Consider the following 24,766-nt stretch of genomic DNA (forward strand, 5'->3'; position numbering starts at 1 on the left):
TGCCCCTTCCCGTCAGAGTGATGTCACGCAGAGCGCGCCGCCGCCCGCGACCGGATCGGGGGCGATGGCCAGGCGGTTGCGCAGCGGCAGGCCGAAACCGGGCACCTCGATCTCGAACATATCGCCGGCTTCCGTGCGCAGCCCGGCCGCAAAGGAGAGCGTCGCGGTCCCGAACATGTGGACATGCACGTCGCCCGGCTGGCGGAACAGGTCGTATTTGAAGTGGTGGTGCTCCAGATTGGCGAAGCTGTGGGACATGTTCTCTTCGCCCGACAGGAAGGGGGCGTCGAACAGCACCTCGTCGCCGCGCAGCACGCGGGACCGGCCCTGGATGTTCGCGGGGGGCGGGCCGACCCGCAATTCGGGGCCGAAGGCGCAGCGGCGCAGCTTGGAATGGGCCAGGAACAGATAATTGGCCCGCTCCGTCACATGGTCGGAGAATTCATTGGCCACCGCGAAGCCCAGCCGGCAGGGCGTGCCATCGGCGGCGATCACGTAAAGGCCTGCGATCTCGGGCTCTTCGCCGCCGTCCAGGGCGAAGGCGGGGGAGATGAGATCGGCCCCCGGTGCGGCAACGATCCCACCATTGCCCTTGTAGAACCATTCCGGCTGGACGCCCACCTGGCCCGGGGCCGGCTTGCCGCCTTTCAGCCCCATGCGGAACATCTTCATCGAGTCGGTCATGCCAGCCTCGTCGTCGCTGCCGCCATGCATGCTGTTGCGCGTCGAGGCCGAGCCCAGATGGGTGAGCCCGGTGCCGGTCACGAAAAGATGGGCCGGGTCGGGATGGTCGAGCGGCGGCAGGATCCGCCCCTCGCGATAGGCCAGCTCCAGGTCGACCGCACGGCCGGGGGTGATCTGGCCCAGGGCCTCGGCCAGCGTCCGTCCCCGCTCCAGGCAATGCATGGCCAGCGCATAGGTGGTGTCGAAGCCGGTGACCTCGTGGGCCTCGGTGCCGTCGCGCACCACCACCGCCCGTGTGCCGTTGGTCCGCACGATCTGGGAAAGCAACATGGCCTCAGCCTTTCTTCTTGTTGTAGACGTCGAACACCACCGCAGCCAGCAGCACCAGGCCCTTGATGACCTGCTGCCAGTCGATGCCGATGCCGAGAATGGACATGCCGTTGTTCATCACGCCCATGATGAAGGCGCCGACCACCGCGCCGACCACGGTGCCCACACCGCCGGCCATCGACGCGCCCCCGATGAAGACGGCGGCGATCACGTCCAGCTCGAACGACACGCCCGCCTTGGGCGTGGCGGTGTTCAGGCGGGCGGCGAAGACCAGGCCGGCAAGGGCTGCGAGCATGCCCATATTGGCGAAGGTCAGGAACACCAGCTTCTCGGCCGGAATGCCCGACAGCTTGGCCGCCTTCTCGTTGCCGCCGATGGCATAGATCCGTCGCCCGACGACCGTGCGGTTGGTGATGAAGGCATAGATCGCGATCAGCAGGGCCATGACGATGAACACGTTCGGCAGGCCCCGGAAGGTCGCCATCAGATAGCTCATATAGATCAGCGCGATGGTGATCAGGGCGTACTTGCCGGCGAAGAAGGCGAAGGGCTCTTCCACCAGGCCGGTGGCCGCCTGCTTGCGGCGGCTGCGCACCGCCATCACCAGGATGCCCGCCGCGACGGCGATGCCCGTCACCAGCGACAGGGTGTTGAAGCGTCCCGTGCCGAAGATGTCGGGCACGAAGCCCGAGGCGATCAGCTGGAAATTGGCCGGAAACGGCCCCACGGACTGGCCGGCCAGCAGCCAGAGCGTCAGGCCCTTGAAGACCAGCATGCCCGCCAGCGTCACGATGAAGGACGGGATCCTGAAGAAGGCGACCCAGAACCCCTGGGCCATGCCGATCAGCGCGCCCACGGCCAGGCAGATCACGCCCGCCAGGACATAGGGCACGTCCCAATGGACGATCATCACCGCCGCGAGCGCACCGATGAAGCCCATCACCGACCCCACCGACAGGTCGATATGGCCCGAGACGATCACCAGCAGCATGCCGACCGCCATGATGACGATATAGCTGTTCTGCAGGATCAGATTGGTCAGGTTGACCGGCTTCAGCAGGATGCCGTCGGTGGCGACCTGGAAGAACACCATGATGACGATCAGCGCCAGCAGGATGCCGTATTCCCGCATATGCTTGCGCAGATAGGCGCCCATGGTGAGCCCGGAAGCGGGGCCGGTCTCACGCTCGGATGGTTTCGCCAGGTCCATGGGTCTGGTCTCCGGAAGTGACGATCATCGCCATGATCTTTTCCTGCGTGGCCTCGGCCGTCGGCAGTTCGCCCACGAAACGCCCCTCGTTCATGACGTAGAGACGGTCGGTGATGCCCAGCAGTTCGGGCATTTCAGAGGAAATCACGATGATCGATTTCCCCTGGGCCGCGAGGGCGGCGATGATCGAATAGATTTCGAATTTTGCGCCCACATCGATGCCGCGGGTCGGCTCGTCGAGGATCAGGATCTCGGGGTCGGCGAAGAGCCATTTGGACAGCACCACCTTCTGCTGGTTGCCGCCCGACAGGTTGACGGTCTCCTGCTCGATCGAGGCGCATTTGATGTTGACCCGCGCGCGGTATTCTTCGGCCACGCCGGCTTCGCGGTGCTCGTCGACCACGCCGGCACGGGCCACCGCATCCAGGTTCGCCAGCGGCACGTTGCGGCGGATGCTGTCGGCCAGCACCAGCCCCAGCCCCTTGCGATCCTCGGTGACATAGGCGAGCCCGGCCCTGATCGCGCGCGGGATGGTGGTGAGATCGGCGGGCCGTCCGTGGATCCTGACCTCGCCTGAAATGCCCTGGCCATAGCTGCGTCCGAACAGGCTCATCGCCAGTTCGGTGCGGCCGGCCCCCATCAGCCCGGCGATCCCCAGAACCTCGCCCTGCCGCAGGTGGAAATCCACGCCCTTGACCACCAGCCGGCCCTGATGTGTGGGGTGGTGAACCCGCCAGCCCGTGACCTCCATCACCGTCCCGCCGATGCGGGGCGTGCGCGGCGGATAGCGGTCGGACATCGACCGCCCCACCATGTCGCGGATGATCTCCCCTTCGCCGTAAGAGGTGTCGGACATGTCACGACTGGTGACGGTGGTGCCGTCGCGCAGCACCGTCAGGCTGTCGGCCACGCGGGAGACCTCGTTCAGCTTGTGAGAGATCAGGATGGCGGTCAGCCCCTCGCGCGTCTTCAGCTCGACCAGCAGGTCGAGCAGGGCCTCGCTGTCGCGTTCGTTGAGCGAGGATGTCGGCTCGTCCAGGATCAGCAGCCTGACCTTTTTCGACAGCGCCTTGGCAATCTCGACCAGCTGCTGTTTGCCGAGGCCCAGATCGTCGACCCGGGTATCCGGGTTCTCTTTCAGGCCGACTTTGGCGAGCAGGGCCGCGGTGCGGCGCCTGGTCTCGGGCCAGTCGATGACCCCGCGCCGGGCAATCTCGTTGCCGAGGAAGATGTTCTCGGCGATCGACAGTTCGGGCACCAGGGCCAGTTCCTGATGGATGATGATGATGCCCCGGGCCTCGCTGTCGGCGATCCCGCGGAAGGCCATGGGCTGGCCTTCATACAGGATTTCTCCGTCATAGGACCCGGCCGGGTAGACCCCGCTCAACACCTTCATCAGGGTGGATTTGCCCGCCCCGTTCTCGCCCACCAGCGCCCGGATCTCTCCGCGCCGCACGGCGAGATTGACGCGGTCCAGCGCCTTCACCCCAGGAAATTCCTTGGTGATTCCGCGCATCTCAAGGATGGCGTCCATCCGTTCCTCCCAAGGGCCCGCCCGGAGCCATCCTTTCTGCCCCGGGCGAGGGCTCCTGCCGGTTATTCGACCTCGGACGCCTTGTAGTAGCCGCTGTCGATCAGCACCGGCCGCCAGTTGGCGGCAGTGACCGGAACCGGCTCCAGAAGATAGGAGGGAACGACCTTCTTGCCGTTGTCATAGGTGGTGGTGTCGTTGATTTCGGGCTCGCTGCCGCCCAGCACGGCATCGACCATGCCGACCGTCACCCGGGCGAGTTCGCGGGTGTCCTTGAAGATCGTCGAATACTGGTCACCGCGCAGGATGGCCTTGACCGAGGGGACTTCCGCATCCTGGCCGGTGACGATGGGCATGGCCATGTCGCCCGAGCCGTAACCCACCCCCTTCAGCGAGGACATGATGCCGATCGACAGGCCGTCATAGGGGGAGAGCACCCCATGGATCTTCTTGCCCGTGTAATTGGCGGACAGCAGATTGTCCATGCGTGCCTGGGCCACGGCGCCGTCCCAGCGCAGCGTGCCCACCTTGTCCATGCCCATCTGGCCCGAGGGGATCACCACCGAGCCGTCCTTGATCAGCGGATCGAGCACGGACATGGCGCCGTTGTAGAAGAAATAGGCGTTGTTGTCGTCGGGCGAGCCGCCGAAGAGTTCGACATTCCAGGGCTTCTGGTCGGGGAAGCGCTGTTTCAGCCCGTCGACCAGGGTGCTGGCCTGCTGCACGCCGACCTTGAAGTTGTCGAAGGTGGCGTAATAGTTCACATGCTCGCTGTCGCGGATCAGCCGGTCATAGGCGATCACCTTGATGCCGGCAGCGTCGGCATTGGCCAGCACATTCGACAAAGTGGTGCCGTCGATGGCGGCGATGACCAGAACGTCGACACCCTTGGTCACCATGTTCTCGATCTGGGCGAGCTGGTTGGGGATGTCGTCTTCGGCATATTGCAGATCGGTCTCGTAGCCGGCGGCCTTGAACTGCTCGACCATCGAGCTGCCGTCGGAGATCCAGCGGGCGGATGATTTGGTCGGCATGGAGATGCCCACATATCCCTCGCCGGCCGATGCCAGATCCGCGCCCGCCAGGGCGATCACGGACAGGCCGGCCGCAAGCGCGACCGTCTTCAATCCCCTCATCTTTTCCTCCCTTTGCGGCGTCCCTGGTTCCAGCTCCGCTTCTGCGGAGTCCGCCGGGACGGCCCCTGATTTTTCTGTCGCAACTCATCGGCGGAGAACCCGGCCGGTCATTGCCGCGAGATCTATTCGTAGGGGGATTGGATATGTCGGTCAAATCGGCATAATCGCATCAGATATGCCATTTCTGGCATATCGAATACGGGGGCAGGAAGGGGCGGCCGGCATGGATATCGGCGTGAACAAGGTTGCGCGACGCGACCGGCTGATCGGGCGTGGCATCAAGTTCCGCCATCTGCGGGTGCTGGCAGAGCTTCTGGACACGCCGCAGGTCAGTGCGGCGGCCGCCCGGCTGAACATGACCCAGCCCACCGCCTCGCGCCTGCTGGCCGAGGCGGAAGCCATTGTCGGCGTGCCCTTGTATGAACGCCATCCGCGGGGAATCCGCCTGACCGTGATGGGGTTGACCCTGGCCGACCGCGCCCGGCGCCTGCTGCGGGATCTGGATCAGACCGATCGCGAGATAGAGGAGATGGGCCGCGGCACCCGCGGCACCGTCAATATCGGCGCAGTGACGGGGCCGGCGCTGGAGATCATTCTGCCGGTGATTCGTCAGCTGCGCGTGACCCATCCCGACATCCGGGTCAATGTTTCGGTCGACCTGTCGGACAAGCTGGCCGGGGAGCTTCTGGCGGGGGATGTGGATTTCTACATCGGCCGCCTGCCGGCCGACCGGGATCCGCGGAGCTTCGTGATCCGCACCATCGGCGAGGAACCCCTGAGCCTGGTGGTCCGCAAGGGCCATCCGCTGACCCGCAAGGCGGCCCTCACGCTGGAAGACTGCGTCGCCTATGACTGGATCCTGCAGCCCCAGGGCGGGCTGATGCGGACCACGGTCGAAGCCTATGTGCTCAGCCGCGGATGTACCCTGCCGGATCGGGTACTGGGCACCTCGTCGATCCTGCTGACGCTGGCCCTGATCGCCAGTTCCAACGGCATCGGCACGCTGGCGCGCACCGTGGCGCGGTTCTATGCCGATCACGAAGGCATGGGCATGGGCATCGTCACCCTGCCGGTGGCCGAGGATATGCGGGTGACGCCCTATGCCCTGATCCGATCGCGCGATGTCAGCCCGACGCCCGCGGCGCAGACCCTGCTCGGCATGATCCACGAACGCATCGACAGCCTGGTTCCGCCGGTCTGACAGATCCGGCGCGGCCGGCTTGACCCGATTACTGAATCAGATTAATTTAATCTCATTCAGTAATGGAGGCCGCCCATGGCACGCCCGCGCAAGGACCAGGCGATCGACATTCCCGGCCGGGCGGTGGTCGAAACCATCCGCCTGCTGGAGGACCGCGAGCCCATGGCGCTGACCATGGCCGAGGTCGCGGCCGCCATCGGCTGCAGCGCGCCTGCGCTCTACAACCATTTCCGCAACCGCGATGCCCTGCTCCGGGCGGTCCATGACGAAGGCTTCCGGCGGCTCTACGACACCAAGCTCGCCGTCGCCGCCCGCACGGCCGGCGATGCGGTGGCGCGGCTGCGCGAGGGCGGGCTTGCCTATCTCGCCTTCGCCGCGGAACATCCGGCGCTCTACCGCCTGATGTTCGCGCCCCCGCCGCTGCCGGATCTTGCCGGCGATCCCTTCGCGGCCGATCCGGGCATGACCTCGCTCACCCTGCTCAGGGGGGCGGTAGAGGCGGTGCAGGCCGAAGGGCTGCTGCCCGGGCGCGATCCCGGGCTGGTCGCCTTCACCCTCTGGTCGGCGGTGCATGGCGCCGCCTCCCTCATCGCCGCCGGCCGCGCACCGGCCCGGGGCGAGACCGCGGCGGTGCTCTGCCGGGGCGTCGTCGACACCATTATGGGGTTGATCCTGGGGAACGGCCACCCCGACGGCTGATCAATCTTTCCCACCCATCCATGCATCACCCGCCGGCCGATGACGGCGGGGAAGGGGGCTTTATGCGCAGACTCTGGCGAACCGCGGCCCTGGTGGCCGGCGGCGTGGTGGCGGCCGTGCTGATCGCGGTGCTGATCGGCAGCTGGCGGACCGGGGCGGAGATTGCCGCCCATGTCGACCGGGTGCGGGCGGCGGCCCGGGCCGCCATGCCGCCGGATCCCGATGCCGCGGCACTGGCGGCCCTGCCGGCGCCGGTCCGGGCCTATCTCCGCTTCACCTTCCCCGACGGCCCGCCCGTCGGCGTGCAGCTGGTGGAGATGGAGATGGCGGGCGATTTCCGCCGGCCGCGCACCGAGGGCTTTGCCCCCACCACCGCCAGCCAGACCGTGGCGGTGGGGGTGCCGGCGCTCGCCTTCGCCGCCCGCACGCCGATCCTGCCCGGCATTCACGCCCGCGCCTGGGATGCTTTCGCCGACGGCCGGATGGAGATGAAGGCCCGGATCCTGGGCCTCGTCACCGTGGTCGACGAGACCGGCTCGCCCGAACTCGACCGGATCTCGCTCAGGCGCTGGCTGCTGGAAAGCCCGCTCTACCCCATGGCCCTGCTGCCCGGCGGGCCGGTCGTCTGGCAGCCGATCGACGACAGCCACGCCCGGGCGGTGGTCACCTCCGGCGGCCAGACCGCCTCGCTCGTCGCCGCTTTCCGGCCCGATGGCAGCCTCGCCAGCTTCGCGGCCGAAGAGGATGGCGACCTCACCACCCCCTATCACGGCTCGGGCGAGCATGTGACCCGCGAAGACTATCAGCGGGTCGGGGCTATGATGCTGCCTATGGCCTTCACCATCTCGCGCGCCGCGGGCGGCCGCATCCTGCCCTTCTGGCGCGGGCGGGTGACGCAGATCGCCTTCCGGGACTAGATCCCACGCTTCAGAAACCGCCGTATCGCCGCCCGGGCCGCCTCGGTGCGGGCCAGCTCCGCCACATGGCGCATTTCGGCGGCATAGCCCTCGACCAGCGGCAGATCCTCCACCTCGGACAGGCAGGCGAGGGCATGGGCGACCGCCACGGGGTCCTTAGCCGCGATCTCGGCGGCGAGGGTCCGGGCCGCCGGCAGCAGGGCCTCGGGCGCCAGCACCGGCTCGATCGCGCCGCGCCGCGCCAGCTCTGCCGCCGGCATCGGCCGGCCGGTCAGCAGCAGCCGGGCGACGGTGGCATGGCCCAGCAGCCGCATGGCGTGACGGGCGCCGCCCAGCATGCCGACATCGATTTCGGGCAGGCCGATGGTGGCGGTTTCCGAGGCCAGGATCACATCGGCGCAGATCGCGATGCCGAGCCCCGCGCCCAGCGCCGGACCGTTGATCGCGGCGATCCAGGGCGTGCGCCGGCCGGTCAGCGCCTGGTAGAGCGCCACCCCCCGCGAGGACGGGCCGGGGCGCTCCGCCTCGATCGCATCCAGCTCCTGCCCCAGATCGAGCCCGGCCGAGAAGCAGCGCCCGGCGCCGGTCAGCACCACCGCCCGGATGTCCGGGTGGGCATCGACCTCGGCCACCAGCCCGATCAGCCGGTCGAGTTCCGCCGCACCCAGCGCATTGACCGGCGGCCGGTCGAGGGTGATGGTGGCGATCGGGCCGTCGCGGGTCAGGCGGATGGTGTCGGTCATCGGGCGTTCCTCCGGGTGCGTCTGTCGCGCAGTTCATGACCGGTCATTGGAGAGCATCCGCGTCGTGCCGGCAATCCTGTCCGGAGGCAGATCCCATGACCCCGACCGTTCAGGGGGCGGAGTACGCCCAGCTCGTCGCCTTCGTCGCGGTCGCCGACCAGGCGGGTTTCAGCCGCGCGGCCGAGAAGCTGGGTGTCACGCCCTCGGCCCTCAGCCAGACGATCCGTGCCCTGGAAGAGCGGCTGGGCGTGCAGCTTCTGAACCGCACCACCCGCAGCGTCGCCACCACGCCTGCGGGGGCGGCGCTGCTGGAACGCCTGCGCCCGGCCATGGCCGAAATCGGCGATGCGGTCTCGGGCGCCGCCCGGGCGGGCGGGCGCGTCGCGGGCACGGTGCGGGTTCATGCCGCACGGGTCGCGGCCGAACGGCGTATCCTGCCGATGCTGCCGGCCTTCCATGCCGCCCATCCGGATGTGGTGATCGACCTGACCGTCGATGATGCGGTGGTCGATCTGGTCGCCGGCGGTTTCGACCTTGCCATCCGCCCGGGCGAAGTGGTGGAGAAGGACATGATCGCGGTCAGGCTTGGCGGCGAACACCGCCAGATGCCGGTGGCGACGCCCGATTTCATCGCCCGCCACGGCCGGCCCGAAACCCCGGAAGCGCTGACCGGTTTCGACTGCATCCGCTGGCGCTGGAGCGGGCGCAGCCTGCCTTATGACTGGGAGTTCCACCGGGCCGACGGCTGGTTCGCGGTCTCGGTCGAAGGGCCGCTGATCCTGGACGACCGGCGGCTGATGCTCGATGCCTGCCTCTCAGGCATCGGTATCGCCTTCCTGACCGACGAGGAGGCGGGGCCGTATCTTGCCGACGGCCGGCTGGTCGCGATGCTCAAGCCCTGGTGTGCGCCCTATCCGGGCTTCTTCCTGTGCTATCCGCGCCAGCGCCGCATGCCGCCGGCCATGCGCGCCGTCATCGACGCCCTGCGCGCCGCCAGTGCGATTGTGTAGCCGGACTTAAAAGTCCTGGTCATTCCAGCCTGATTATGTCCGACGGCCTGCCATGTCATCTCTCTCCCAGGAGCAACGGCCTTCAGGGTCGCCCTCAGGAGATGACAGTCATGACCATCACCCCCATCGACGGCATCGCCGGCAAGGTTGTCCTGGTCACCGGCGCCAGCAGCGGCATCGGTGAGGCCACCGCCCGGCTGCTGGCCGCGGCCGGCGCGATCGTGATTGCCGGCGCGCGCCGGCTGGACCGGTTGCAGCGCCTGGCCGACGAATGGGACCGGATGATCGATGTGAACATCCGCGGCGTGCTCCACGGCATCGCCGCCGTGCTGCCGGTGATGACGGCGCAGGGCTTCGGCCAGGTGATCAACGTCTCCTCGATCGGCGGCCATGCGGTCAGCCCGACCGCCGCGGTCTATTGCGCCACCAAATATGCGGTGCGGGCGATCTCCGACGGCCTCCGGCAGGAAACCGACCGGCTGCGGGTGACGGTGATCTCGCCCGGCGTGGTGACCTCGGAACTGGCCGAGACCATCACCGACGACACTGCCCGCAACGCCATGGCCGCCTTCCGGGCGGTGGCGATCCCGCCCGAAGCGATCGCCCGGGCGATTCGCTTCGCCATCACCCGGCCCGATGACGTCGACACCAGCGAGATCGTCATCCGCCCGACCGCCAGCCCGCATTGATGGGCCAGCCCGTATTGATGAAGAGAAGACCGATGCGCCGCCTCATCGCCGCCGGCCTGCTGCTGCTGACCTCGACCGCCCTTGCAGGGGAGACGACATCCATGACCGCCACGGATCCGCACCCTTACATTGGCATGTGGGTGACCGAAGACGGCCGCATCCGTCACGAACTGCGCGCCGACGGCCGCTATGTCGAGGCGCGCGGCAGCCGCGAGGCGGCCTATCAGGGCCGCTACACGATCACCGGCGACCATATCGACTATGTCGACGACACCGGCTTCACGGCCGACGGCGATTTCATCGACGGCGTGCTCTACCACGCCGGCATGATCCTCTACCGTCGGCCATGACGGATCAACGCCCTATCCGGCGCGGCGAACCTCCGCCGTGCCGGCCGTGATGCGGTCGGCCAGATAGCGGGCGTCGCGATCGATGCCTGAGAACCGTCCCGATCCCCAGCTGTGCAGCCAGGGCAGGCCCAGGAAATACACCCCCGGCTCGGCCGTGACGCCGCGATGGTGGACCGGATGGCCGGCGCCGTTGAACACCGGTGCGTCGAGCCAGTGGAAATCCGGCCGGAAGCCGATGCACCAGATGATCGCACCGATACCGGCCGTATCGAGGTCGAGGCTTTCGGGCTCGTGCTCCGGCACCCAGACCGGTTCGTAGACCGAGGGCGGTGGGGCATCGATGCCCCGGTCGGCGATGTAGCGGTCGATCGAGGCATTGATGCCGTTATAGACCCGGTCGGCCGCATCCAGCGCCTCGCGGAGCGTGGGGGCGAAGCGCAGCCGGGTGCCGTCCAGATCCCGGAGCAGGCCATAAAGGGCCATGCCTTCCAGGGCGAAGCGCCTGAGATCGATGTCGCGGCCGCCATCGCGGCCGGTGACATAGTGATTGGTGTTGTCGCGCACGCCCTCTTTCAGCGGGTGGCGTTCGACCGGCATGTCGTAATAGCCCATCTCGGCCAGCCAGGTGACGACGTCGCGGCCGCGATAGAACCGGGCGCAGCGCGGCGCATCCCCCACCGCCAGATGAACCTTGCGGCCGGCGAGATGCAGATCCTCGGCGATCTGGGCGCCGGACTGGCCGGAGCCGACCACCAGCACCGCGCCATCGGGCAGGCTGTCGGGGTTGCGGTAATCGGCCGAATGGATCTGGCGGATGCCGGCCGGCAGGCGTTCGGCAAAGCGCGGCACGATCGGCATATGATAGCCGCCCGAGGCGGCGACCACCTGATCGGCGGTGAAACTGCCGGCCGATGTCGCGACGGTGAAGCCGCCCTCGGCCCGGCGCGACACTTTCAGCACCGCCGTGTTCTCCAGCAGCGGCGGGTCCAGCTTGTCGCGGAAGCGGGCGAGCCAGTCCAGGATTTCGCCCTTTTTCATGAAGCCGTCGGGGTCGTCGCCGTCGTAAGGGTGGCCGGGCAGGTCGCACTGCCAGTTGGGGGTGACCAGGCAGAAACTGTCCCAGCGCTGGTCGCGCCAGGCATGCATGGCGGTCTTCTTCTCGAACACCAGATGGTCGATACCCCGGGCCTTGAGATGCCAGGACAGGGTCAGCCCGGCCTGGCCGCCGCCGATGATGGCGACCTCCAGATGGCGGGGCGTCGAGAGGTGGGGGGCGGGAGAGAGATGGTTCATCCGGGTCACTCCGCAGGGTCGTCGAACCGTTCGACGCGCACCCGCGCGCCGGTGGTGGTGGCAAAGCGCGCGCAGCCGGCCTCGATCCGGTCGAGCTGGCCCATGGCGCGCGAACAGGGAAAGCCATAGCGGGCCTGCACGCGGTCGCTCGCCTCGGTCAGGGCGGTGCGGGCGCGGGTGCGGAAATCGGCAAGGGCATAGTCGGCACCGGGGGCGAAATGGTCGCGGATCACCAGCGATGGCGAATAGCAGCGCTCCACGGCGCCGTCGGGCCAGCGGATGGTGAAGGTCATCTCGGGCATGGCATCCCCCTTGGGGTGGCGGTTTCGTGCAGCAGGCGCCATTGGGCGAGATGGGCCATGGCGGTGCGGCGCCAGTCGTGACGGGCGGCGACCCGATAGCCGCCGGCGATCAGCCGGCTGCGCAGCGGCTCGACCAGCGAGACCAGCATGGCATCGGCGATCGAGGCGACGGAGTGGGGGTCGCACCAGACCGCCTCGTCGGCGGCCAGATGTTCGGTAAAGGGCGGGATGGTCGCGGTCACCACCGGCAGACCGGCGGCCATGGCCTCGATCACCGCCAGGCCGAAGCCCTCGTTGAGCGAGGGGAAGACCAGCGTGTCGGCGATCCGATAGAGCGCCGGCATCTCGGCATGATCCAGCCTGCCGGTCACCACCACCGCGCTGGCCGGCAGGCGACAGGCGCTGCGTGCGGCTTCGAAACGGGCGCGATAGCTGTCGTGATCCAGCACCGAGGCGCCGCCGGCGATCACCAGCCGGGCGCGCGGCTTCAGCCGCCGGACCTGGGCGAAGGCCTGAAGGATGGCGATGCTGTTCTTGCGCGCCTCGATGCCGCCGACCGACAGGAAGACCGGGCCCGCCCCCAGGCCGAAACGCTGCCGCAGCCCCGCCTCCCGTCCATCCGGATCGGGGGAGAAGCGGGTCATGTCGACGCCGTTGCCGACCACGGTCGCCTGCCGGCCGAAGCGCCGGGCCAGTTCGTCCGCCCAGACCCTTGAGACCACGAACAGTTCATCGGCGCCGCGGATCGACCGTGCCTCCAGTGCGTCCACCCGGTCGTCGCCGAAGCGGTCGACATGATGGACGGTGCGCATCGCCCGGCCGATCAGGCCGCGATCCCTGAGTGTGACCAGCGCATTGCCCGAGATGCCGTCCTGGGCGTGAAAGATGTCGAAATCGCGGGCGGCGACGTCCTCGAAACAGGCCAGATAGCCGGCGATCCGGCTTTCGACCAGGGCCGCCAGGCCGGGGCCCGCCGGTGCCGGCACCGGAACCGGCCGGGTGGCGGCCAGCGTCTCGCGAAAGAAGCCGCGGCCGTCGGGATCGGGCGCATGCACCACCGCCTCATGCCCCAGCCGGACCAGGGCATCGGCGAGTTCGAGCGCGTGGACCACGCCGCCGCGCGGGTTGGTCGAATGGGTGAGCAGCGCGATGCGCAGCGGCCGGTCGGCGGAGATCACGGCACGGCCTCCCCCATATGGGCGGCGGCAGGCCGGGTGGTGGCAGAGGGTGCGAGCGGGGCGCAGCCGAGCAGGGGAAAGGTGCCGGGGTCGCAGACCACCGCGGTCGAGATGCCGTCGGTGATCGAGACCACGGAACCGGCATGGATCCGGCCGATCGTGGCGGCGGCGATGTCGCGGTCGGTGAAGCGGCGGATCACCGCGGCCTCGTGTTCGGGGCTGACTGCCAGCAGATAGCCGAAGCTGGGGAAGGCCTTCAGCCAGCGGGCGGGGGTGGCGCCGGGCGGGCAGGGGATGGCGGTGACGTCTATGGTGATCCCGACGCCCGAGCATTCGGCCAGCATTGCCGCCGTCCCCACCACACCCGCCTGGCTGATATCCTTGGCGGCACGGGCGAGCCCGGCTTCGGCGATCGCGGGCAGCAGGGCCAGATCGCCGCGCAGCCGGTCGGCCGGTGCCCCCAGCGCCGCCTGCCAGTTGTCGAAGGGCGGGCGCCAGGTGCCCCGCAGATCCACCGCCATCACCAGCCGGTCCCCCGGCCGGGCATCGGCGCTGGTCAGCAGGCGGTGCGCCCGCCCCAGCACGGCCACGGCCAGCTGCGGCTGCGGGGTGGCAAGATTGCTGTGGCCGCCGACCACCGGCACGCCATAGCAGCGGGCCGCCGCCTGGAGCCCGTCGAGGATCGCAGCCGCAGTGCCGTCGCCGGGCGACCAGAGGGCATCGACCACCGCGATCGGCCGGCCGCCCATGGCGGCGATGTCCGACAGGTTGACCATCACCCCGCACCAGCCGGCGAACCAGGGATCGGCGGCGACGAAACCGTTCATGAAGCCTTCGATCGCGAACAGCAGATGGCCGTCGCCATCGGGGATGGCGGCGCAGTCGTCGCCCACGGGCACCGCGGCGCTACCGGCCCCGGCCAGGCCAAGACGGCGGGTCACCGCCGCGATATCGGCCTTGGCCGCCAGCCCCGGCGCCCGCGCCAGCTCTGCCGCCAGGGTGTCGAGCGCCGTCATGCCGCCCTCCGCAGCGTCATGAACCCGGTCTCGGGCGCCCGGGCCGGCGGGTAGAAGGCGAGATCGGCTTCCATGTGATGATGCGGTCGGCCATGAAGCTCGATCTCGGCCAGGCTTCGCCAGTGCAGCTTCTGGAAGAGCGGTGCATTCGCCGCCTGGACATGGGCCAGAAAGCGGGTGCAGCCGCGGGCGCGGGCGGTGGAGACCGCCAGCCGGATCAGGCCCGACCCCAGGGCGCCGATCCGCCGATGGGCGCGATCGACCGCCAGTCGCGAGCCCCACCACAGGCCAGGCTCGGCCTCGTGGATCCGCACCGTCCCGACCACATCGCCCGGGGCGACACCCAGCAGGGATACCGCGACCAGCGTCAGCGCCACCCGGTCGATCGCATCGCCGTCATCGCCGGCGAACAGGCGCTGTTCGGTGCAGAACACCTGCCGGCGCAGCCGGGCCGCCGCGGCGCGTTCCCAGGGCTCCACCGCCAGCTTGATCTGGAAGCTCGCGGGCAGAAAGGGGGAGGATGGCGGGAAAAGGTGAAGCGGTTCCGGCATCATGGCAGCACCTCCGCCGGCAGGGGGGCGGCGCGTTCGATGGCATCCGGCGCGCCGGCTCTGCGGCGTTCATAGGCCGAGAGTGCCGAGCAGGCACCGCAGCGGGCGCAGCCCGCCTTGACCGCGTCGGCCGCCAGCCCCGCCCCGGCCAGCATGGCGGCGAGCGGGTTCAGCACCGCATGCATGAAGGCGGCATCGGGCCCCGGATGGCCGGCGAGCGGCGTGCCCGAAATCGGCACGAAGGGCACCACGAAGGGGTAGACGCCGATCGCGACCAGCTGCCGGCACAGCGCCAGAATGTCGTCCACCCCGTCGCCCAGCCCGGCCAGGATGTAGGTGGAAACCTGGCCGCGGCCGAAGACCGGCACTGCGGCTGCGAATGCCTCAAGATAGCGGCTGACCGGCACCTGGGCCTTGCCGGGCATGATCCGCGCCCGCACCGGTTCCGTCACCGCCTCCAGATGCATGCCCAGGCCGTCGGCGCCGGCCTCTTTCAGGCGGCGGAACCAGGCATCGTCGTCGGGCGGCTCGCACTGCACCTGCACCGGCAGATCCACCGCCGCCTTCACCGCCGCCACGCTTTCCACCAGGATGGCGGCGCCGCGATCCTTGCCGGGCGGGGTGCCGGTGGTCATCACCATATGGCGGACGCCGTCCAGCTCCACCGCGGCCCGGGCGACCTCGGCCAGCTGCGCCGGGCTCTTGCGCTCCACGGTGCGACCGGCGGCCAGGGACTGGCCGATGGCGCAGAACTGGCAGGTCTTGGCCCGGCTGACATAGCGCACGCAGGATTGCAGCACGGTGGTGGCCAGCACGTCGCGGCCGTGAAGCGTGGCGATCTTCCAATAGGGCACGCCGTCGGCGGTCTCGCGGTCGTAGAAGCGCGGCCGGCGCGGAAAGGACACCTCGCCCAGCGCCCGGCCGTCGCGGAATACCCGGGCCCGGCCGGCCGTATCGGGCCGTTCCAGCACATAGGGGCTGGCCTTGGCCGCGCTGGTATGGATCGGCACCATCACCGTCGTCTCGCCGATGGTGAGCGCGGTATGATCCGACGGGCCGGCGCCGCCCTTGCGGTCGACCTCGGGGCCGGCTGCGTCAGCCAGCCTGGCGCCGAAGGACTGCAGCTCGTTGATCAGCGTCTCCGCGGCCGGCGGACGGGTCGGCATCGGCGCCTGCGGGATCTCTGACATCGCGGCGTCTCCCGGGGATGAGGGTGTCGGACGGGTCGGCGGCCCGGTGCATCGGTACCGCCGGGCGGTCGTCGAGGCGCAGCGACAGCAGGTCCGGCCGGGCGTAATGGCCCACCGAATCCATCATCCGCTTGCGCTTCAGGATCAGGCCCATGTCGAGATCGGCGATCAGGATGCCTTCGCCCGCGGTGAGCGGCGGCACCAGATGCCGGCCTTCGGGCGAGACGATCGCGGTCATGCAGCCGCCCGACAGCGCGCCGTGCAGGGCGGGATCGGGGGCGATGCGCGCCTTCTGTTCCGGCGTCAGCCAGCCGGTGGCATTGACCACGAAGCAGCCGCTTTCCAGCGCGTGGTGGCGGATGGTGACCTCGATCTGCTCGGCGAAGATCGGCCCGACCAGCGCGCCGGGGAACTGGGCGGCGTGGATCTCTTCATGGCCGGCCATCAGCGCATAGCGGGCGAGCGGGTTGTAGTGCTCCCAGCAGGCCAGGGCCCCCACGCGGCCGGCGGCGGTTTCGACCACCTTGAGCCCGGCGCCGTCGCCCTGGCCCCAGATCATCCGTTCGTGGAAGGTCGGGGTGATCTTGCGACGGCGGAGCAGCAGCGTGCCGTCGGCATCGAAGACCAGCTGGGTGTTGTAGAGCGAGCCGTGATCCCGCTCGTTCACGCCCACCACCATCACCATGGCATGGCGTCGTGCCGCTTCGGCGAGGGCGGCGGTCACCGGGCCGGGCACGGTCACCGCCTGGTCGTAGAGCCGGAGATGCTCGGCGCCAGTCGCAACTGGTGGATGCACGAATGAAAAATACGGGTACCAGGGAATGAAGGTTTCGGGGAAGACCACCAGCTGTGCGCCCCTGGCCGCCGCCTCGGCAGCGGCGGCGAGGACGCGCTCCAGCGTGGCCGCTGCGGTATCCAGATCGGGGGAGATCTGGACCGCGGCGGCGCGGATGGTGGCGGGTGTGGCACGGGATCCGGTCATCGCGTCCTCGCGTTTCTGGCTCGTGAGCGGGAGGCTCTTGAGCGGGGGACGGGTGATCAGAGCGTCCAGGTGTCGAGGATGAAGGCGTTGTCCTTGCGGTGCAGCAGCACCAGGTCGAGCACGTCCAGCGGGTTGATCGGCGTGATCCCCGGGATCAGCGACGGCTCGCCATGGCCGTAAAGCGCCTGAAGCGCGAAGCGGCAGGCATAGACCTTGCCGCCTTCCTCCATGAATTTGACGATCTGGTTGTTCATCGCCAGATGGCCGGGGAAGGCCTCGTCGCCGAGCTTGGGGAAGCCGCGCTGCACGCCAAGTGTCACGCCGGGCCCATAGAGCAGCACGGTGGTCTCGAAGCCCTTGCGCAGCAGCCGGGTCGCCTGCAGCAGGTTCACAAGGCCGATCGAACCTTCGAAGGCGACGGTGTGGAAGGTGACCAGCGCCTTCTCTCCCGGCTGGGCCTTCACGTCCTCGAACACCTTCTCTTCGTAATTGACCAGGAAATCGCCGGTCTGATGGGCAGGCTTGGTGACCACGGGCATCGTTGTCTCTCCGATGGTGCCGGTCCGCGGCGCCTCTGCCGCGGCTCTCAGGGTCTCGGGAAGTGCAACGCTCGTGCCATGCGACCGCCTGTTCATGATGTAATCAGATGCAGTCAATTTACAGTCATATATACAGTCAATTGGCGCAATGATGGCGCTGAAATCGCCTATGGAATGGTCGTTCTGCCTATGAATTGAGCTTAAATTTCGTGCATGGACTCATGTGCATAAGTTATTGGCATAAAATTCGATGAATGAGGATGGGCAGAGGCGGCGTGCGGATCCAGTCAATCCGGTCATTGCCGTGGCATGCGGCACAAAGCCGCCGCTGCGCGTGATTGCGCCCCGCTTCACGGCGTGCAACAAGGTACGGTCAATTGCCTTCAGACGAGACCCGGTGACCGCATGACGGAGTGGATGCCCGACCTGTCCGCCAGCGACAGACCCCGCTATCTGGCGATCGCCGATGTGATCGAGGCCGATCTTCGGTCCGGCCGGCTGTCGGTGGGCGACCGGCTGCCGCCGCAGCGCCGGCTGGCGGAACGGCTGGGCATCGATTTCACCACCGTCGCCCGGGGCTATTCCGAAGCTCATCGCCGCGGGCTGGTCGAATCGCGGGTGGGGCAGGGCACCTATGTCCGCGCCCTGCCGCGTCCGGATCGCGAAACGGTGGCGCGCGGTCAGCCGAGGCGCGCCGATGTCGTCGACCTGACCATGAACCTGCCGCCCGAACCCGACGATCCGGCGCTGATCGCCCGCATGCAGGCGGGGCTGGAGGCGGTGGGGCGGGATCTGGTGGCGCTGCTGCGCTATCAGGATTTTGGCGGTGCCCCTGCCGACAAGGATGCCGCCTCCATCTGGCTGGGCCGGCGCGGCCTGGTGCCGACCCAGGAGCGGCTGATGGTCACCCCCGGCGCCCACGCGGCCCTTATGGGGATCCTGGGCGTGCTCGCCTCGGCCGGCGATGTGGTTCTGGCCGAAGAGATCACCTATCCGGGCGTGCGATCGATCGCTGCCCAGCTGGGCCTGAAACTGGCCGGCCTGCCGATGGACGCAGACGGCATCGATCCCGATGCCCTGGCCGATGCCTGCCGGCGTCTGGCGCCCAAGGCGCTCTACCTGAACCCCACTCTGCAGAACCCGACCACGCTCACCATTCCGCAGCGCCGGCGCGAGGAAATCGTCACCATCGCCCGGCGCTTCGGCGTGCCGATCGTCGAGGATGATGCCTATGGTTTCATTCCCGTCCAGGGCCCGGCGCCCTTCGCGGCGCTGGCGCCGGATCTGACCTGGCATGTGGCGGGGCTGGCCAAATGCATCGGCGCCGGGCTGCGGGCGGCCTATGTGGTGGCGCCCAGCGCCCGGGCCGGCTGGCCCTTCACGGCCGCGGTGCGCACGGCCACCGTCATGGCCTCGCCGGTGACCGTGGCCCTCGCCACCCGCTGGATCGAGGACGGCACCGCCGACGCCCTGCTGCGCTTCATCCGTGCCGAGACCGCCGCCCGCCAGCAGCTCGCCGCCGAGGTTCTGGCGCCCGACAGCTTCCGTACCGACCCTGCCAGCTTCAATCTCTGGGTGCCGCTGCCCGCGGGCTGGACCCGCTCGGCCTTCATCGGCCAGATGCGCTCCACCGGTATCGGCGTGGTGGCCAGCGACGCCTTCGCGGTCGGCGTCACCCCGCCCGAAGCGGTCCGCCTCTGCCTGGGCGGACCCACCAGCCGCGCCGATCTGCGCCGCGCGCTGGAATACATGGCCCATGCGCTGAGCGAACAGCCGGCCGTGGCGTCGACCTATCTCTGACCGCTCAGATCCACCGCAATCTCCGGTATAGGACGAACTGCACCGCCACCAGTAATCCGAGCAGCACACACAGCACCAGGAAGGCTGCCGGATCCTCGGCGCCGGGGATGCCGGCGACATTGACCCCCAGAAGCCCGGTGATGAAGCCCAAAGGCAGCATCACCGAAGACAGGATGGTCAGCAGATAGACCGTGCGGTCGGTGCGCTCGGCGATGCGTGCCTCCCATTCGCCCTGGGCGAGCAGGGTGCGTTCGCGGATGGCGTCCAGATCCTCGACCATCCGGGTCAGCTGGTCGGCGGTCTCGCGCAGTTCCAGCCGGTCGACATGGCCGAAGGGCGAGGGGTCGAGCGCGGCCAGGCGCATCAGCGCCTCGCGCTGGGGTGCCATATAGCGGCGGAAGGCGATGGTCTCGCGCCTGAGTTCGGCGAGCGCGGCGCGGGCCTTGCGGATGCCGTCGCGCGGCCGGGCATCGGCCGCACCGGCCAGCGCCTCGTCTTCCAGATCGTCGATCAGGTCTTCCAGCCGGTCGACCTCGGGCCGGAGCCGGCCGACCAGCCGGTCGGCCAGATCGGCGATCACCCCGCCCGAATCCCGCGGGCCCCCGCTGCCGGCGGTCAGCGCCTCGGCCATTTCGCGGGTCGAGCGCAGGGGGTAGCGGCGGGTGGTGATGGTCAGCCCCGCCACCGTCCAGGCGCGGACCGAAATCAGATCCGATGCCTCCATGCCCGGGTTGACGTTCAGCCCGCGCAGATTGACCACCAGCCCGTCGGCGAACCGATCGGCCCGGGGCCGGGTCTCTTCGGCGAGCAGGGCTTCGGCCGCATGCGGCGGCACGCCGGCGAGGTCGAGCCAGCCCGGTACGCCCGGATCCATCCGGTCGACATGCAGCCAGAGATCGGGGGCGTCGACCGTCTGACCGGCGCTGCGGTCGCGCAGGGCGAGGGCGGCCTCGGCAGGGGAGAGCGGCCGGCCGCCGCCCCTGCCATCCAGGGCAAAGGCGTGGACCAGGCCGCGGGTCGGAACGTCGCTATCGGTCGTGCTCATGGCGCCGATCCCAGCATGAAAGCCGGCTCAGCGCCAGCGCAGCAGGCGTTTCTCGACCAGGCCGAGCAGGAAGGCCACCACCAGGCCCAGGGCCGACAGCACCACCACGCCCGCGATCAGCAGGTCCAGCCGCATCAGATTGCCGGCATTCAGCACCAGCGCGCCCAGCCCGTATTCGGCGCCGATCATCTCCGCCGCCACCAGCAGGATGATGCCGATCGAGGCCGAGACCCGGAAACCGGTCAGGATGGCGGGCAGGGCGCCCGGCAGCACGATGCGGGTGGCGATCCGCCAGGACGACAGGCCGAAGCTCTGGCCCATGGAGATCAGGCTGCGCGGCACGCCCGCCACACCGCCGGCGGTGTTGATCACGGTCGGGAAGAACACGCCGAAGGCGATGGTCGCGACCTTCGACGGCTCGCCGATGCCGAACCAGATGATGAACAGCGGCAGCAAGGCGATCTTGGGGATGGGGAAAAGCGCCGTCACCAGCGGCAGGCCGGTGGCGCGCGCCAGCGAGAACAGCCCGACCATCAGCCCGACCGCGACGCCCAAGGCCGCCCCCAGCGCCCAGCCGAGGCCCAGCCGCATCAGCGAGGCCGAGAGGTGACGCCAGAGGTCGCCGGTTTCGATCAGCCGGGCGAGGGCGCCCAGCACATCGCCCGGCGGCGGCAGGGTCAGCGCCCCGATCCAGCCCCGCGCCGATCCCAGCGCCCAGAGGCCGAAGAGCAGGGCGAAGAACAGGCCGGTGACCAGCGGCATCCGGCGTGGCGCGAAGCCGCCGCCGCGATAGGGCACCGGGCGGGGCGTGTCGTCGGCAGGCGCGGTCTGAAGGGTCCGGTCAGCCATGCTGCACCTCGCGATCGGCGGTGGCGGCCTCGTCGCGGATCGACCGCCAGAGCCGGTCGGCGAGGGCGGCCATGCCGGCGCCGTCGGCTGCGCGCTCGTCGAGCGGCGTGTCGATCTGCACCACCTCGCGGATCCGCCCGGGCCGGCGGGAGAGCACCACCACCTGATGGGCCAGGCGCACCGCCTCGATCAGGTTGTGGGTGACGTAAAGCGCGCTGAACGGCGCCCGGCCGTGCAGCGCCACCAGATCCTCGATCAGCAGCTCGCGGGTCTGGGCATCCAGCGCCGAAAGAGGTTCATCCATCAGCAGCACCGCCGGGGAAACCGCCAGCGCCCGGGCGATGCCGACCCGCTGGCGCATGCCGCCCGACAACTGGCGCGGCACGGCGCCGGCAAAATCGGACAGCCCCGTGCGGGCCAGCGCATCGGCCACCCGCGCGCGGATATCCGCGGCACCAAGGCCGCGGCCCTCCAGCGGCAGGGCGACGTTTTTCGCCACCGTCCGCCAGGGCAGCAGGGCGAAGTCCTGAAAGACATAGGTCAGCGGGTTCAGGCAGCCGTCTGGTGCGGCGCCCGCCGACAGTACCTCTCCCGAGGTCGGCCGGATCAGCCCGCCGGCGATGCCGAGCAGGGTGGATTTGCCGCAGCCCGACGGGCCGACCACGGCGACGATGCGGCCCGCGCCGACCTCCAGGTCGACGGGGCCAAGGGCGTGCAGGCCGTCATAGGCATGAGAGACGGCCTTCAGGATCAGGCGCATCGTCCGGTCGTCACTTCGCCTGAACCGAGAAGCCGCCGGGCACGAAGCTGGTGTCGACGAAGCTTGCGGCCTCGACATCGGCATCGACCAGGTCGTGCTGCTTGTACCAGCGCAGCTGATCGGCGATGTCGGCGGCATCGAACCGGCCCTGGGGTTCGATATACATCGCACCCGCCTTCACGCCGGCATCGTTCGGCTTTTCGGGATAGACATACTTGTTGATGATGTCGACCACCGGCTGGGTCTCCGGCCCGTAGATCCGCGCACCCTTCGCATCGACCTGGTTGAGGGTGGCATTGTAGTCGGCGGCCGCCTTCACATAGGCGCGCACGAAACGCTCCACCACATCGCGGCGCTCGGTGACGTTGCGGGTGGAGGTGAACAGCCCGCCCAGCTGATAGGGCGCGATATCGGCCACCTGGCCGATCATCTTCGCCGCACCGGAATCGACCAGACCCTTGGCGATATGCGGCACGATGATCATGGCATCCACCTGGCCCGATTTCAGCGCCGCGATCATGTTCGGCACCGCCTGCAGGGGCTTCAGATCGACCTTGGAAAGGTCGAAGCCGCGGGCCTCCGCAATCCGGCCGATCATGTAGTGGAAAGACGATCCGGTCTGGGTCATCGCCAGGCTGTGGCCCGGGAAGTCGTCCACCGAGCGGAAGCCCTCGTCCCAGGCCTTGTTCGAGACCAGGATCGCCGAGCCTTCCTGGCCGGCAATCTCGGCCGACTGGCCGGCGATGACCTTGAGCGCACCCTTGCCCGCCAGGTTGTAGAAGCCGGCGGTGAAGGCGGTGACGCCGAAATCGGCATCGCCCGAGGCAATCGCCACCGCCACCGGCTGGGCGGCGCGGAAGATCTGGATGTCGACGTCCAGCCCTTCGGCGTCGTAATAGCCGCGGTCCTTGGCGATGAACAGCGGCGAGGACGACACGAAGGCGAGGGCGGCGACCGTCACCCTGGTCTTCTCCGCCGCGGCGGCGTCGCCGGGCAGGCCCGAGGCGAGGGCGGCGAGCGCCGCACCGCAAAGGCCGATGGTCTTGAGCAGGCTGCGGCGGGAAGGCCGCGCCCCGGAACGGGTGCTGGACATCTTCAGTCGTCTCCCGACGGTTTCTTCACACGTCATCGTCTTGTCGATCCACCGGTCTGGTGCCGGCATGGCGGGCAGTCTAGGCCCGGTATACCATTCCCGTCACCCCGGAAACGCCGATGCCCGCGGCCGGGGCACGCGGGCATCGTTGCAGAGTGGTCGCCGGGAAACCTTCGGGTGAACCTTTGCCTGGCTCAGATCCTCAGGGGCGCAGCACCTTGCCGGGGTTCATGATCCCCTGCGGATCCAGCGCCTGCTTCAGCTGGCGCATCACCGAAATCGCCTCGCCATGTTCGGCGATGAGGAAGTCGCGCTTGCCCAGGCCCACGCCATGTTCGCCGGTGCAGGTGCCGCCAAAGGCGAGCGCGCGCTCCACCAGCCGGTCGTTGAGGCGCTGGGCCTCTTGCAGATCCGCGGGGTTCTCGGGGTCGACCAGGAAGACCAGATGGAAGTTGCCGTCGCCGACATGGCCCACCATCGGCGCCATCAGGGTGGAGCTTTCCAGATCCTTGCGGGTCTCCAGGATCGCATCGGCCAGCTGCGAGATCGGCACGCAGACATCGGTCGGCCAGCCCTTGGAGCCGGGCTTCAGCCTGAGCGAGGCGTAATAGGCATTGTGCCGCGCCTGCCAGAGGGCATTGCGGTCTTCGGCCAGCGTCGCGAAGCGGAAATCGCCGCCGCCATGCTCGCCCGCGATCGCCTGGACCATCTCGGCCTGTTCGACCACACCGGCCTCGGTGCCATGGAATTCGAAGAACAGGGTGGGCTGCACCGGGTTGTCGAGCTTCGAATAGGCGTTGACCGCCTTGATCGACAATTCGTCGAGCAGTTCGACACGGGCGACCGGAATGCCCATCTGGATGGTCTGGATCACCGTGCGCACGGCCCCTTCCAGCGTCTCGAACGGGCAGACCGCCGCCGAGATCGCCTCGGGCACGCCATAGAGCCGGAGCGTGACCTCGGTGATCACGCAGAGCGTGCCTTCCGAGCCCACGAACAGCCGGGTGAGATCATAGCCGGCCGAGGATTTGCGGGCGCGGCGCGCGGTCTTGACGATCCGTCCGTCGGGCATGACCACGGTCAGCGACAGGACGTTCTCGCGCATCGTGCCATAGCGCACCGCATTGGTGCCCGAGGCGCGGGTCGCGGCCATGCCGCCCAGCGAGGCGTCGGCGCCGGGGTCGATCGGGAAGAACAGCCCCGTGGTCTTCAGATGCTCGTTCAGCTGCTTGCGGGTGACGCCGGCCTGGACGGTGACGTCCAGATCATCGGTCGACACCCGCAGGATCCGGTTCATCCGGCTGACATCGATGCACACCCCGCCGCGGGTGGCGGCCACGCCGCCTTCCAGCGAGGTGCCGGTGCCGAAGGGGATGACCGGCACGGCATGGGCGGCGCACAGCTTCACCACCTCGGCCACCTCTTCGGTGGTTTCGGGGAAGACCACCACATCGGGCGCCTCGACATCGTGATAGCTCTCGTCGCGGCCATGCTGTTCGCGCACCGCCTGGGCGGTGGAGACCCGGTCGCCGAGGATATGCGCAAGGGCCGCGACGAAAGCGTCGTCGACGGCCGCGGCGACGGGCCGGGCGGGGGCTGACGGAGCGGGGGCGGCGACGGCCATGGCACGGATCTCCGGAAAGATGTCGGTCACCGGTATCAGGGTGT

25 protein-coding genes are annotated in these 24,766 nt (G+C 68.9%); 7 read left to right on the top strand and 18 right to left on the bottom strand.

All coding sequences use genetic code 11. The annotated features are described in order from the left end of the window. Window positions 1-12: 12 nt before the first annotated feature. The 4 genes from araD1 to chvE all read right to left on the bottom strand — a co-directional run bounded on the left by araD1 (window position 13) and on the right by chvE (window position 4,891). The gene (gene araD1 / locus P7L68_RS11405; RefSeq protein WP_372005359.1) at window positions 13-1,014 is read right to left on the bottom strand and encodes an AraD1 family protein; all 1,002 of its coding nucleotides are present in this window, start codon (window positions 1,012-1,014) and stop codon (window positions 13-15) included. A gap of 4 nt (window positions 1,015-1,018) precedes the next feature. Next, window positions 1,019-2,224: a multiple monosaccharide ABC transporter permease gene (gene mmsB, locus P7L68_RS11410; protein ID WP_372005362.1), complete on the bottom strand. Its 1,206-nt coding sequence runs from the start codon at window positions 2,222-2,224 to the stop codon at window positions 1,019-1,021. Next, entirely contained in the window at window positions 2,196-3,758 is a 1,563-nt protein-coding gene (gene mmsA / locus P7L68_RS11415; RefSeq protein WP_372005365.1) for a multiple monosaccharide ABC transporter ATP-binding protein, read from the bottom strand. Before mmsA ends, mmsB begins: the two co-directional genes overlap by 29 nt. Before the next feature lie 62 nt (window positions 3,759-3,820). After that, window positions 3,821-4,891, bottom strand: a complete 1,071-nt coding sequence (chvE, locus tag P7L68_RS11420; RefSeq protein ID WP_372005368.1) for a multiple monosaccharide ABC transporter substrate-binding protein — start codon at window positions 4,889-4,891, stop codon at window positions 3,821-3,823. 223 nt (window positions 4,892-5,114) lie between these two features. Here chvE and P7L68_RS11425 point away from each other — a divergent pair, with 223 nt between their 5' ends. The 3 genes from P7L68_RS11425 (at window position 5,115) to P7L68_RS11435 (ending at window position 7,708) form a co-directional block, all read left to right on the top strand. Further along, window positions 5,115-6,092, top strand: a complete 978-nt coding sequence (locus P7L68_RS11425) for a LysR family transcriptional regulator (RefSeq protein WP_372005370.1) — start codon at window positions 5,115-5,117, stop codon at window positions 6,090-6,092. A 75-nt stretch (window positions 6,093-6,167) separates the two neighbouring features. Then, entirely contained in the window at window positions 6,168-6,791 is a 624-nt protein-coding gene (locus P7L68_RS11430) for a TetR/AcrR family transcriptional regulator (protein WP_372005372.1), read from the top strand. A 62-nt stretch (window positions 6,792-6,853) separates the two neighbouring features. Continuing rightward, window positions 6,854-7,708 carry a DUF6544 family protein gene (locus P7L68_RS11435; protein ID WP_372005375.1) on the top strand — a complete coding sequence of 285 codons (855 nt, stop codon included), beginning with the start codon at window positions 6,854-6,856 and terminating at the stop codon, window positions 7,706-7,708. Here P7L68_RS11435 and P7L68_RS11440 read toward each other — a convergent pair. Then, window positions 7,705-8,451, bottom strand: a complete 747-nt coding sequence (locus tag P7L68_RS11440; protein WP_372005378.1) for an enoyl-CoA hydratase-related protein — start codon at window positions 8,449-8,451, stop codon at window positions 7,705-7,707. The genes P7L68_RS11435 and P7L68_RS11440 overlap by 4 nt on opposite strands. Window positions 8,452-8,546: 95 nt before the next feature. On the opposite strand from P7L68_RS11440, the gene P7L68_RS11445 reads away from it, so the two are divergent. The 3 genes from P7L68_RS11445 (at window position 8,547) to P7L68_RS11455 (ending at window position 10,500) form a co-directional block, all read left to right on the top strand. Next, window positions 8,547-9,461 carry a LysR substrate-binding domain-containing protein gene (locus tag P7L68_RS11445; RefSeq protein WP_372005381.1) on the top strand — a complete coding sequence of 305 codons (915 nt, stop codon included), beginning with the start codon at window positions 8,547-8,549 and terminating at the stop codon, window positions 9,459-9,461. 125 nt (window positions 9,462-9,586) lie between these two features. After that, the gene (locus tag P7L68_RS11450) at window positions 9,587-10,150 is read left to right on the top strand and encodes an SDR family oxidoreductase (RefSeq protein ID WP_372006822.1); all 564 of its coding nucleotides are present in this window, start codon (window positions 9,587-9,589) and stop codon (window positions 10,148-10,150) included. A gap of 32 nt (window positions 10,151-10,182) precedes the next feature. Beyond that, window positions 10,183-10,500 carry an Atu4866 domain-containing protein gene (locus P7L68_RS11455; protein ID WP_372005383.1) on the top strand — a complete coding sequence of 106 codons (318 nt, stop codon included), beginning with the start codon at window positions 10,183-10,185 and terminating at the stop codon, window positions 10,498-10,500. 12 nt (window positions 10,501-10,512) lie between these two features. Here P7L68_RS11455 and P7L68_RS11460 read toward each other — a convergent pair whose 3' ends face one another. Genes P7L68_RS11460 through P7L68_RS11495 form a run of 8 tightly spaced genes read right to left on the bottom strand, consistent with a single transcriptional unit; the run spans window position 10,513 to window position 17,551 of the window. Beyond that, window positions 10,513-11,793: an MSMEG_0569 family flavin-dependent oxidoreductase gene (locus P7L68_RS11460; RefSeq protein ID WP_372005386.1), complete on the bottom strand. Its 1,281-nt coding sequence runs from the start codon at window positions 11,791-11,793 to the stop codon at window positions 10,513-10,515. A gap of 5 nt (window positions 11,794-11,798) precedes the next feature. Further along, the gene (locus P7L68_RS11465; RefSeq protein WP_372005389.1) at window positions 11,799-12,095 is read right to left on the bottom strand and encodes an MSMEG_0570 family nitrogen starvation response protein; all 297 of its coding nucleotides are present in this window, start codon (window positions 12,093-12,095) and stop codon (window positions 11,799-11,801) included. Then, window positions 12,083-13,273, bottom strand: a complete 1,191-nt coding sequence (locus P7L68_RS11470) for an MSMEG_0565 family glycosyltransferase (protein ID WP_372005392.1) — start codon at window positions 13,271-13,273, stop codon at window positions 12,083-12,085. Before P7L68_RS11470 ends, P7L68_RS11465 begins: the two co-directional genes overlap by 13 nt. Beyond that, window positions 13,270-14,289, bottom strand: a complete 1,020-nt coding sequence (locus P7L68_RS11475) for a sll0787 family AIR synthase-like protein (RefSeq protein ID WP_372005395.1) — start codon at window positions 14,287-14,289, stop codon at window positions 13,270-13,272. Before P7L68_RS11475 ends, P7L68_RS11470 begins: the two co-directional genes overlap by 4 nt. Continuing rightward, window positions 14,286-14,843: an MSMEG_0567/Sll0786 family nitrogen starvation N-acetyltransferase gene (locus P7L68_RS11480; RefSeq protein ID WP_372005398.1), complete on the bottom strand. Its 558-nt coding sequence runs from the start codon at window positions 14,841-14,843 to the stop codon at window positions 14,286-14,288. The genes P7L68_RS11475 and P7L68_RS11480 overlap by 4 nt, the downstream gene beginning before the upstream one ends. Then, entirely contained in the window at window positions 14,840-16,030 is a 1,191-nt protein-coding gene (locus P7L68_RS11485; protein WP_372005401.1) for an MSMEG_0568 family radical SAM protein, read from the bottom strand. Before P7L68_RS11485 ends, P7L68_RS11480 begins: the two co-directional genes overlap by 4 nt. Next, window positions 15,936-17,012 (bottom strand): Nit6803 family nitrilase, encoded by a 1,077-nt coding sequence (locus P7L68_RS11490; RefSeq protein WP_372005403.1) that lies wholly within the window; start codon window positions 17,010-17,012, stop codon window positions 15,936-15,938. Before P7L68_RS11490 ends, P7L68_RS11485 begins: the two co-directional genes overlap by 95 nt. Window positions 17,013-17,068: 56 nt before the next feature. Continuing rightward, complete coding sequence (locus P7L68_RS11495; protein ID WP_014747798.1) at window positions 17,069-17,551, bottom strand: MSMEG_0572/Sll0783 family nitrogen starvation response protein; 483 nt, start codon at window positions 17,549-17,551, stop codon at window positions 17,069-17,071. Window positions 17,552-17,956: 405 nt separating this feature from the next. Here P7L68_RS11495 and P7L68_RS11500 point away from each other — a divergent pair, with 405 nt between their 5' ends. Beyond that, complete coding sequence (locus P7L68_RS11500; RefSeq protein WP_372005406.1) at window positions 17,957-19,351, top strand: PLP-dependent aminotransferase family protein; 1,395 nt, start codon at window positions 17,957-17,959, stop codon at window positions 19,349-19,351. A 4-nt stretch (window positions 19,352-19,355) separates the two neighbouring features. Here P7L68_RS11500 and P7L68_RS11505 read toward each other — a convergent pair whose 3' ends face one another. The 5 genes from P7L68_RS11505 to P7L68_RS11525 all read right to left on the bottom strand — a co-directional run bounded on the left by P7L68_RS11505 (window position 19,356) and on the right by P7L68_RS11525 (window position 24,722). Continuing rightward, the gene (locus P7L68_RS11505; protein WP_372005409.1) at window positions 19,356-20,396 is read right to left on the bottom strand and encodes a zinc transporter ZntB; all 1,041 of its coding nucleotides are present in this window, start codon (window positions 20,394-20,396) and stop codon (window positions 19,356-19,358) included. 27 nt (window positions 20,397-20,423) lie between these two features. Continuing rightward, window positions 20,424-21,245, bottom strand: a complete 822-nt coding sequence (locus tag P7L68_RS11510; protein WP_372005412.1) for an ABC transporter permease — start codon at window positions 21,243-21,245, stop codon at window positions 20,424-20,426. Then, window positions 21,238-22,005 (bottom strand): ABC transporter ATP-binding protein, encoded by a 768-nt coding sequence (locus tag P7L68_RS11515; protein ID WP_372005415.1) that lies wholly within the window; start codon window positions 22,003-22,005, stop codon window positions 21,238-21,240. The genes P7L68_RS11510 and P7L68_RS11515 overlap by 8 nt, the downstream gene beginning before the upstream one ends. 10 nt (window positions 22,006-22,015) lie before the next feature. Continuing rightward, window positions 22,016-23,098, bottom strand: a complete 1,083-nt coding sequence (locus tag P7L68_RS11520; protein WP_372005418.1) for an ABC transporter substrate-binding protein — start codon at window positions 23,096-23,098, stop codon at window positions 22,016-22,018. A 202-nt stretch (window positions 23,099-23,300) separates the two neighbouring features. Continuing rightward, window positions 23,301-24,722 carry an FAD-binding oxidoreductase gene (locus P7L68_RS11525; RefSeq protein ID WP_372005420.1) on the bottom strand — a complete coding sequence of 474 codons (1,422 nt, stop codon included), beginning with the start codon at window positions 24,720-24,722 and terminating at the stop codon, window positions 23,301-23,303. Window positions 24,723-24,766 lie beyond the last annotated feature (44 nt).

Source organism: Tistrella mobilis (genome assembly GCF_041468085.1).
Classification (GTDB): Bacteria; Pseudomonadota; Alphaproteobacteria; order Tistrellales; family Tistrellaceae; genus Tistrella; species Tistrella mobilis_A.

Coding starts and splice junctions, on each gene's coding strand:
- araD1 (WP_372005359.1), bottom strand. CDS start 1,014: ATGTTGCTTTCCCAGATCGTGCGGACCAACGGCACACGGGCGGTGGTG.
- mmsB (WP_372005362.1), bottom strand. CDS start 2,224: ATGGACCTGGCGAAACCATCCGAGCGTGAGACCGGCCCCGCTTCCGGG.
- mmsA (WP_372005365.1), bottom strand. CDS start 3,758: ATGGACGCCATCCTTGAGATGCGCGGAATCACCAAGGAATTTCCTGGG.
- chvE (WP_372005368.1), bottom strand. CDS start 4,891: ATGAGGGGATTGAAGACGGTCGCGCTTGCGGCCGGCCTGTCCGTGATC.
- P7L68_RS11425 (WP_372005370.1), top strand. CDS start 5,115: ATGGATATCGGCGTGAACAAGGTTGCGCGACGCGACCGGCTGATCGGG.
- P7L68_RS11430 (WP_372005372.1), top strand. CDS start 6,168: ATGGCACGCCCGCGCAAGGACCAGGCGATCGACATTCCCGGCCGGGCG.
- P7L68_RS11435 (WP_372005375.1), top strand. CDS start 6,854: ATGCGCAGACTCTGGCGAACCGCGGCCCTGGTGGCCGGCGGCGTGGTG.
- P7L68_RS11440 (WP_372005378.1), bottom strand. CDS start 8,451: ATGACCGACACCATCCGCCTGACCCGCGACGGCCCGATCGCCACCATC.
- P7L68_RS11445 (WP_372005381.1), top strand. CDS start 8,547: ATGACCCCGACCGTTCAGGGGGCGGAGTACGCCCAGCTCGTCGCCTTC.
- P7L68_RS11455 (WP_372005383.1), top strand. CDS start 10,183: ATGCGCCGCCTCATCGCCGCCGGCCTGCTGCTGCTGACCTCGACCGCC.
- P7L68_RS11460 (WP_372005386.1), bottom strand. CDS start 11,793: ATGAACCATCTCTCTCCCGCCCCCCACCTCTCGACGCCCCGCCATCTG.
- P7L68_RS11465 (WP_372005389.1), bottom strand. CDS start 12,095: ATGCCCGAGATGACCTTCACCATCCGCTGGCCCGACGGCGCCGTGGAG.
- P7L68_RS11475 (WP_372005395.1), bottom strand. CDS start 14,289: ATGACGGCGCTCGACACCCTGGCGGCAGAGCTGGCGCGGGCGCCGGGG.
- P7L68_RS11480 (WP_372005398.1), bottom strand. CDS start 14,843: ATGATGCCGGAACCGCTTCACCTTTTCCCGCCATCCTCCCCCTTTCTG.
- P7L68_RS11485 (WP_372005401.1), bottom strand. CDS start 16,030: ATGTCAGAGATCCCGCAGGCGCCGATGCCGACCCGTCCGCCGGCCGCG.
- P7L68_RS11490 (WP_372005403.1), bottom strand. CDS start 17,012: ATGACCGGATCCCGTGCCACACCCGCCACCATCCGCGCCGCCGCGGTC.
- P7L68_RS11495 (WP_014747798.1), bottom strand. CDS start 17,551: ATGCCCGTGGTCACCAAGCCTGCCCATCAGACCGGCGATTTCCTGGTC.
- P7L68_RS11500 (WP_372005406.1), top strand. CDS start 17,957: ATGACGGAGTGGATGCCCGACCTGTCCGCCAGCGACAGACCCCGCTAT.
- P7L68_RS11505 (WP_372005409.1), bottom strand. CDS start 20,396: ATGAGCACGACCGATAGCGACGTTCCGACCCGCGGCCTGGTCCACGCC.
- P7L68_RS11510 (WP_372005412.1), bottom strand. CDS start 21,245: ATGGCTGACCGGACCCTTCAGACCGCGCCTGCCGACGACACGCCCCGC.
- P7L68_RS11515 (WP_372005415.1), bottom strand. CDS start 22,005: ATGCGCCTGATCCTGAAGGCCGTCTCTCATGCCTATGACGGCCTGCAC.
- P7L68_RS11520 (WP_372005418.1), bottom strand. CDS start 23,098: ATGTCCAGCACCCGTTCCGGGGCGCGGCCTTCCCGCCGCAGCCTGCTC.
- P7L68_RS11525 (WP_372005420.1), bottom strand. CDS start 24,722: ATGGCCGTCGCCGCCCCCGCTCCGTCAGCCCCCGCCCGGCCCGTCGCC.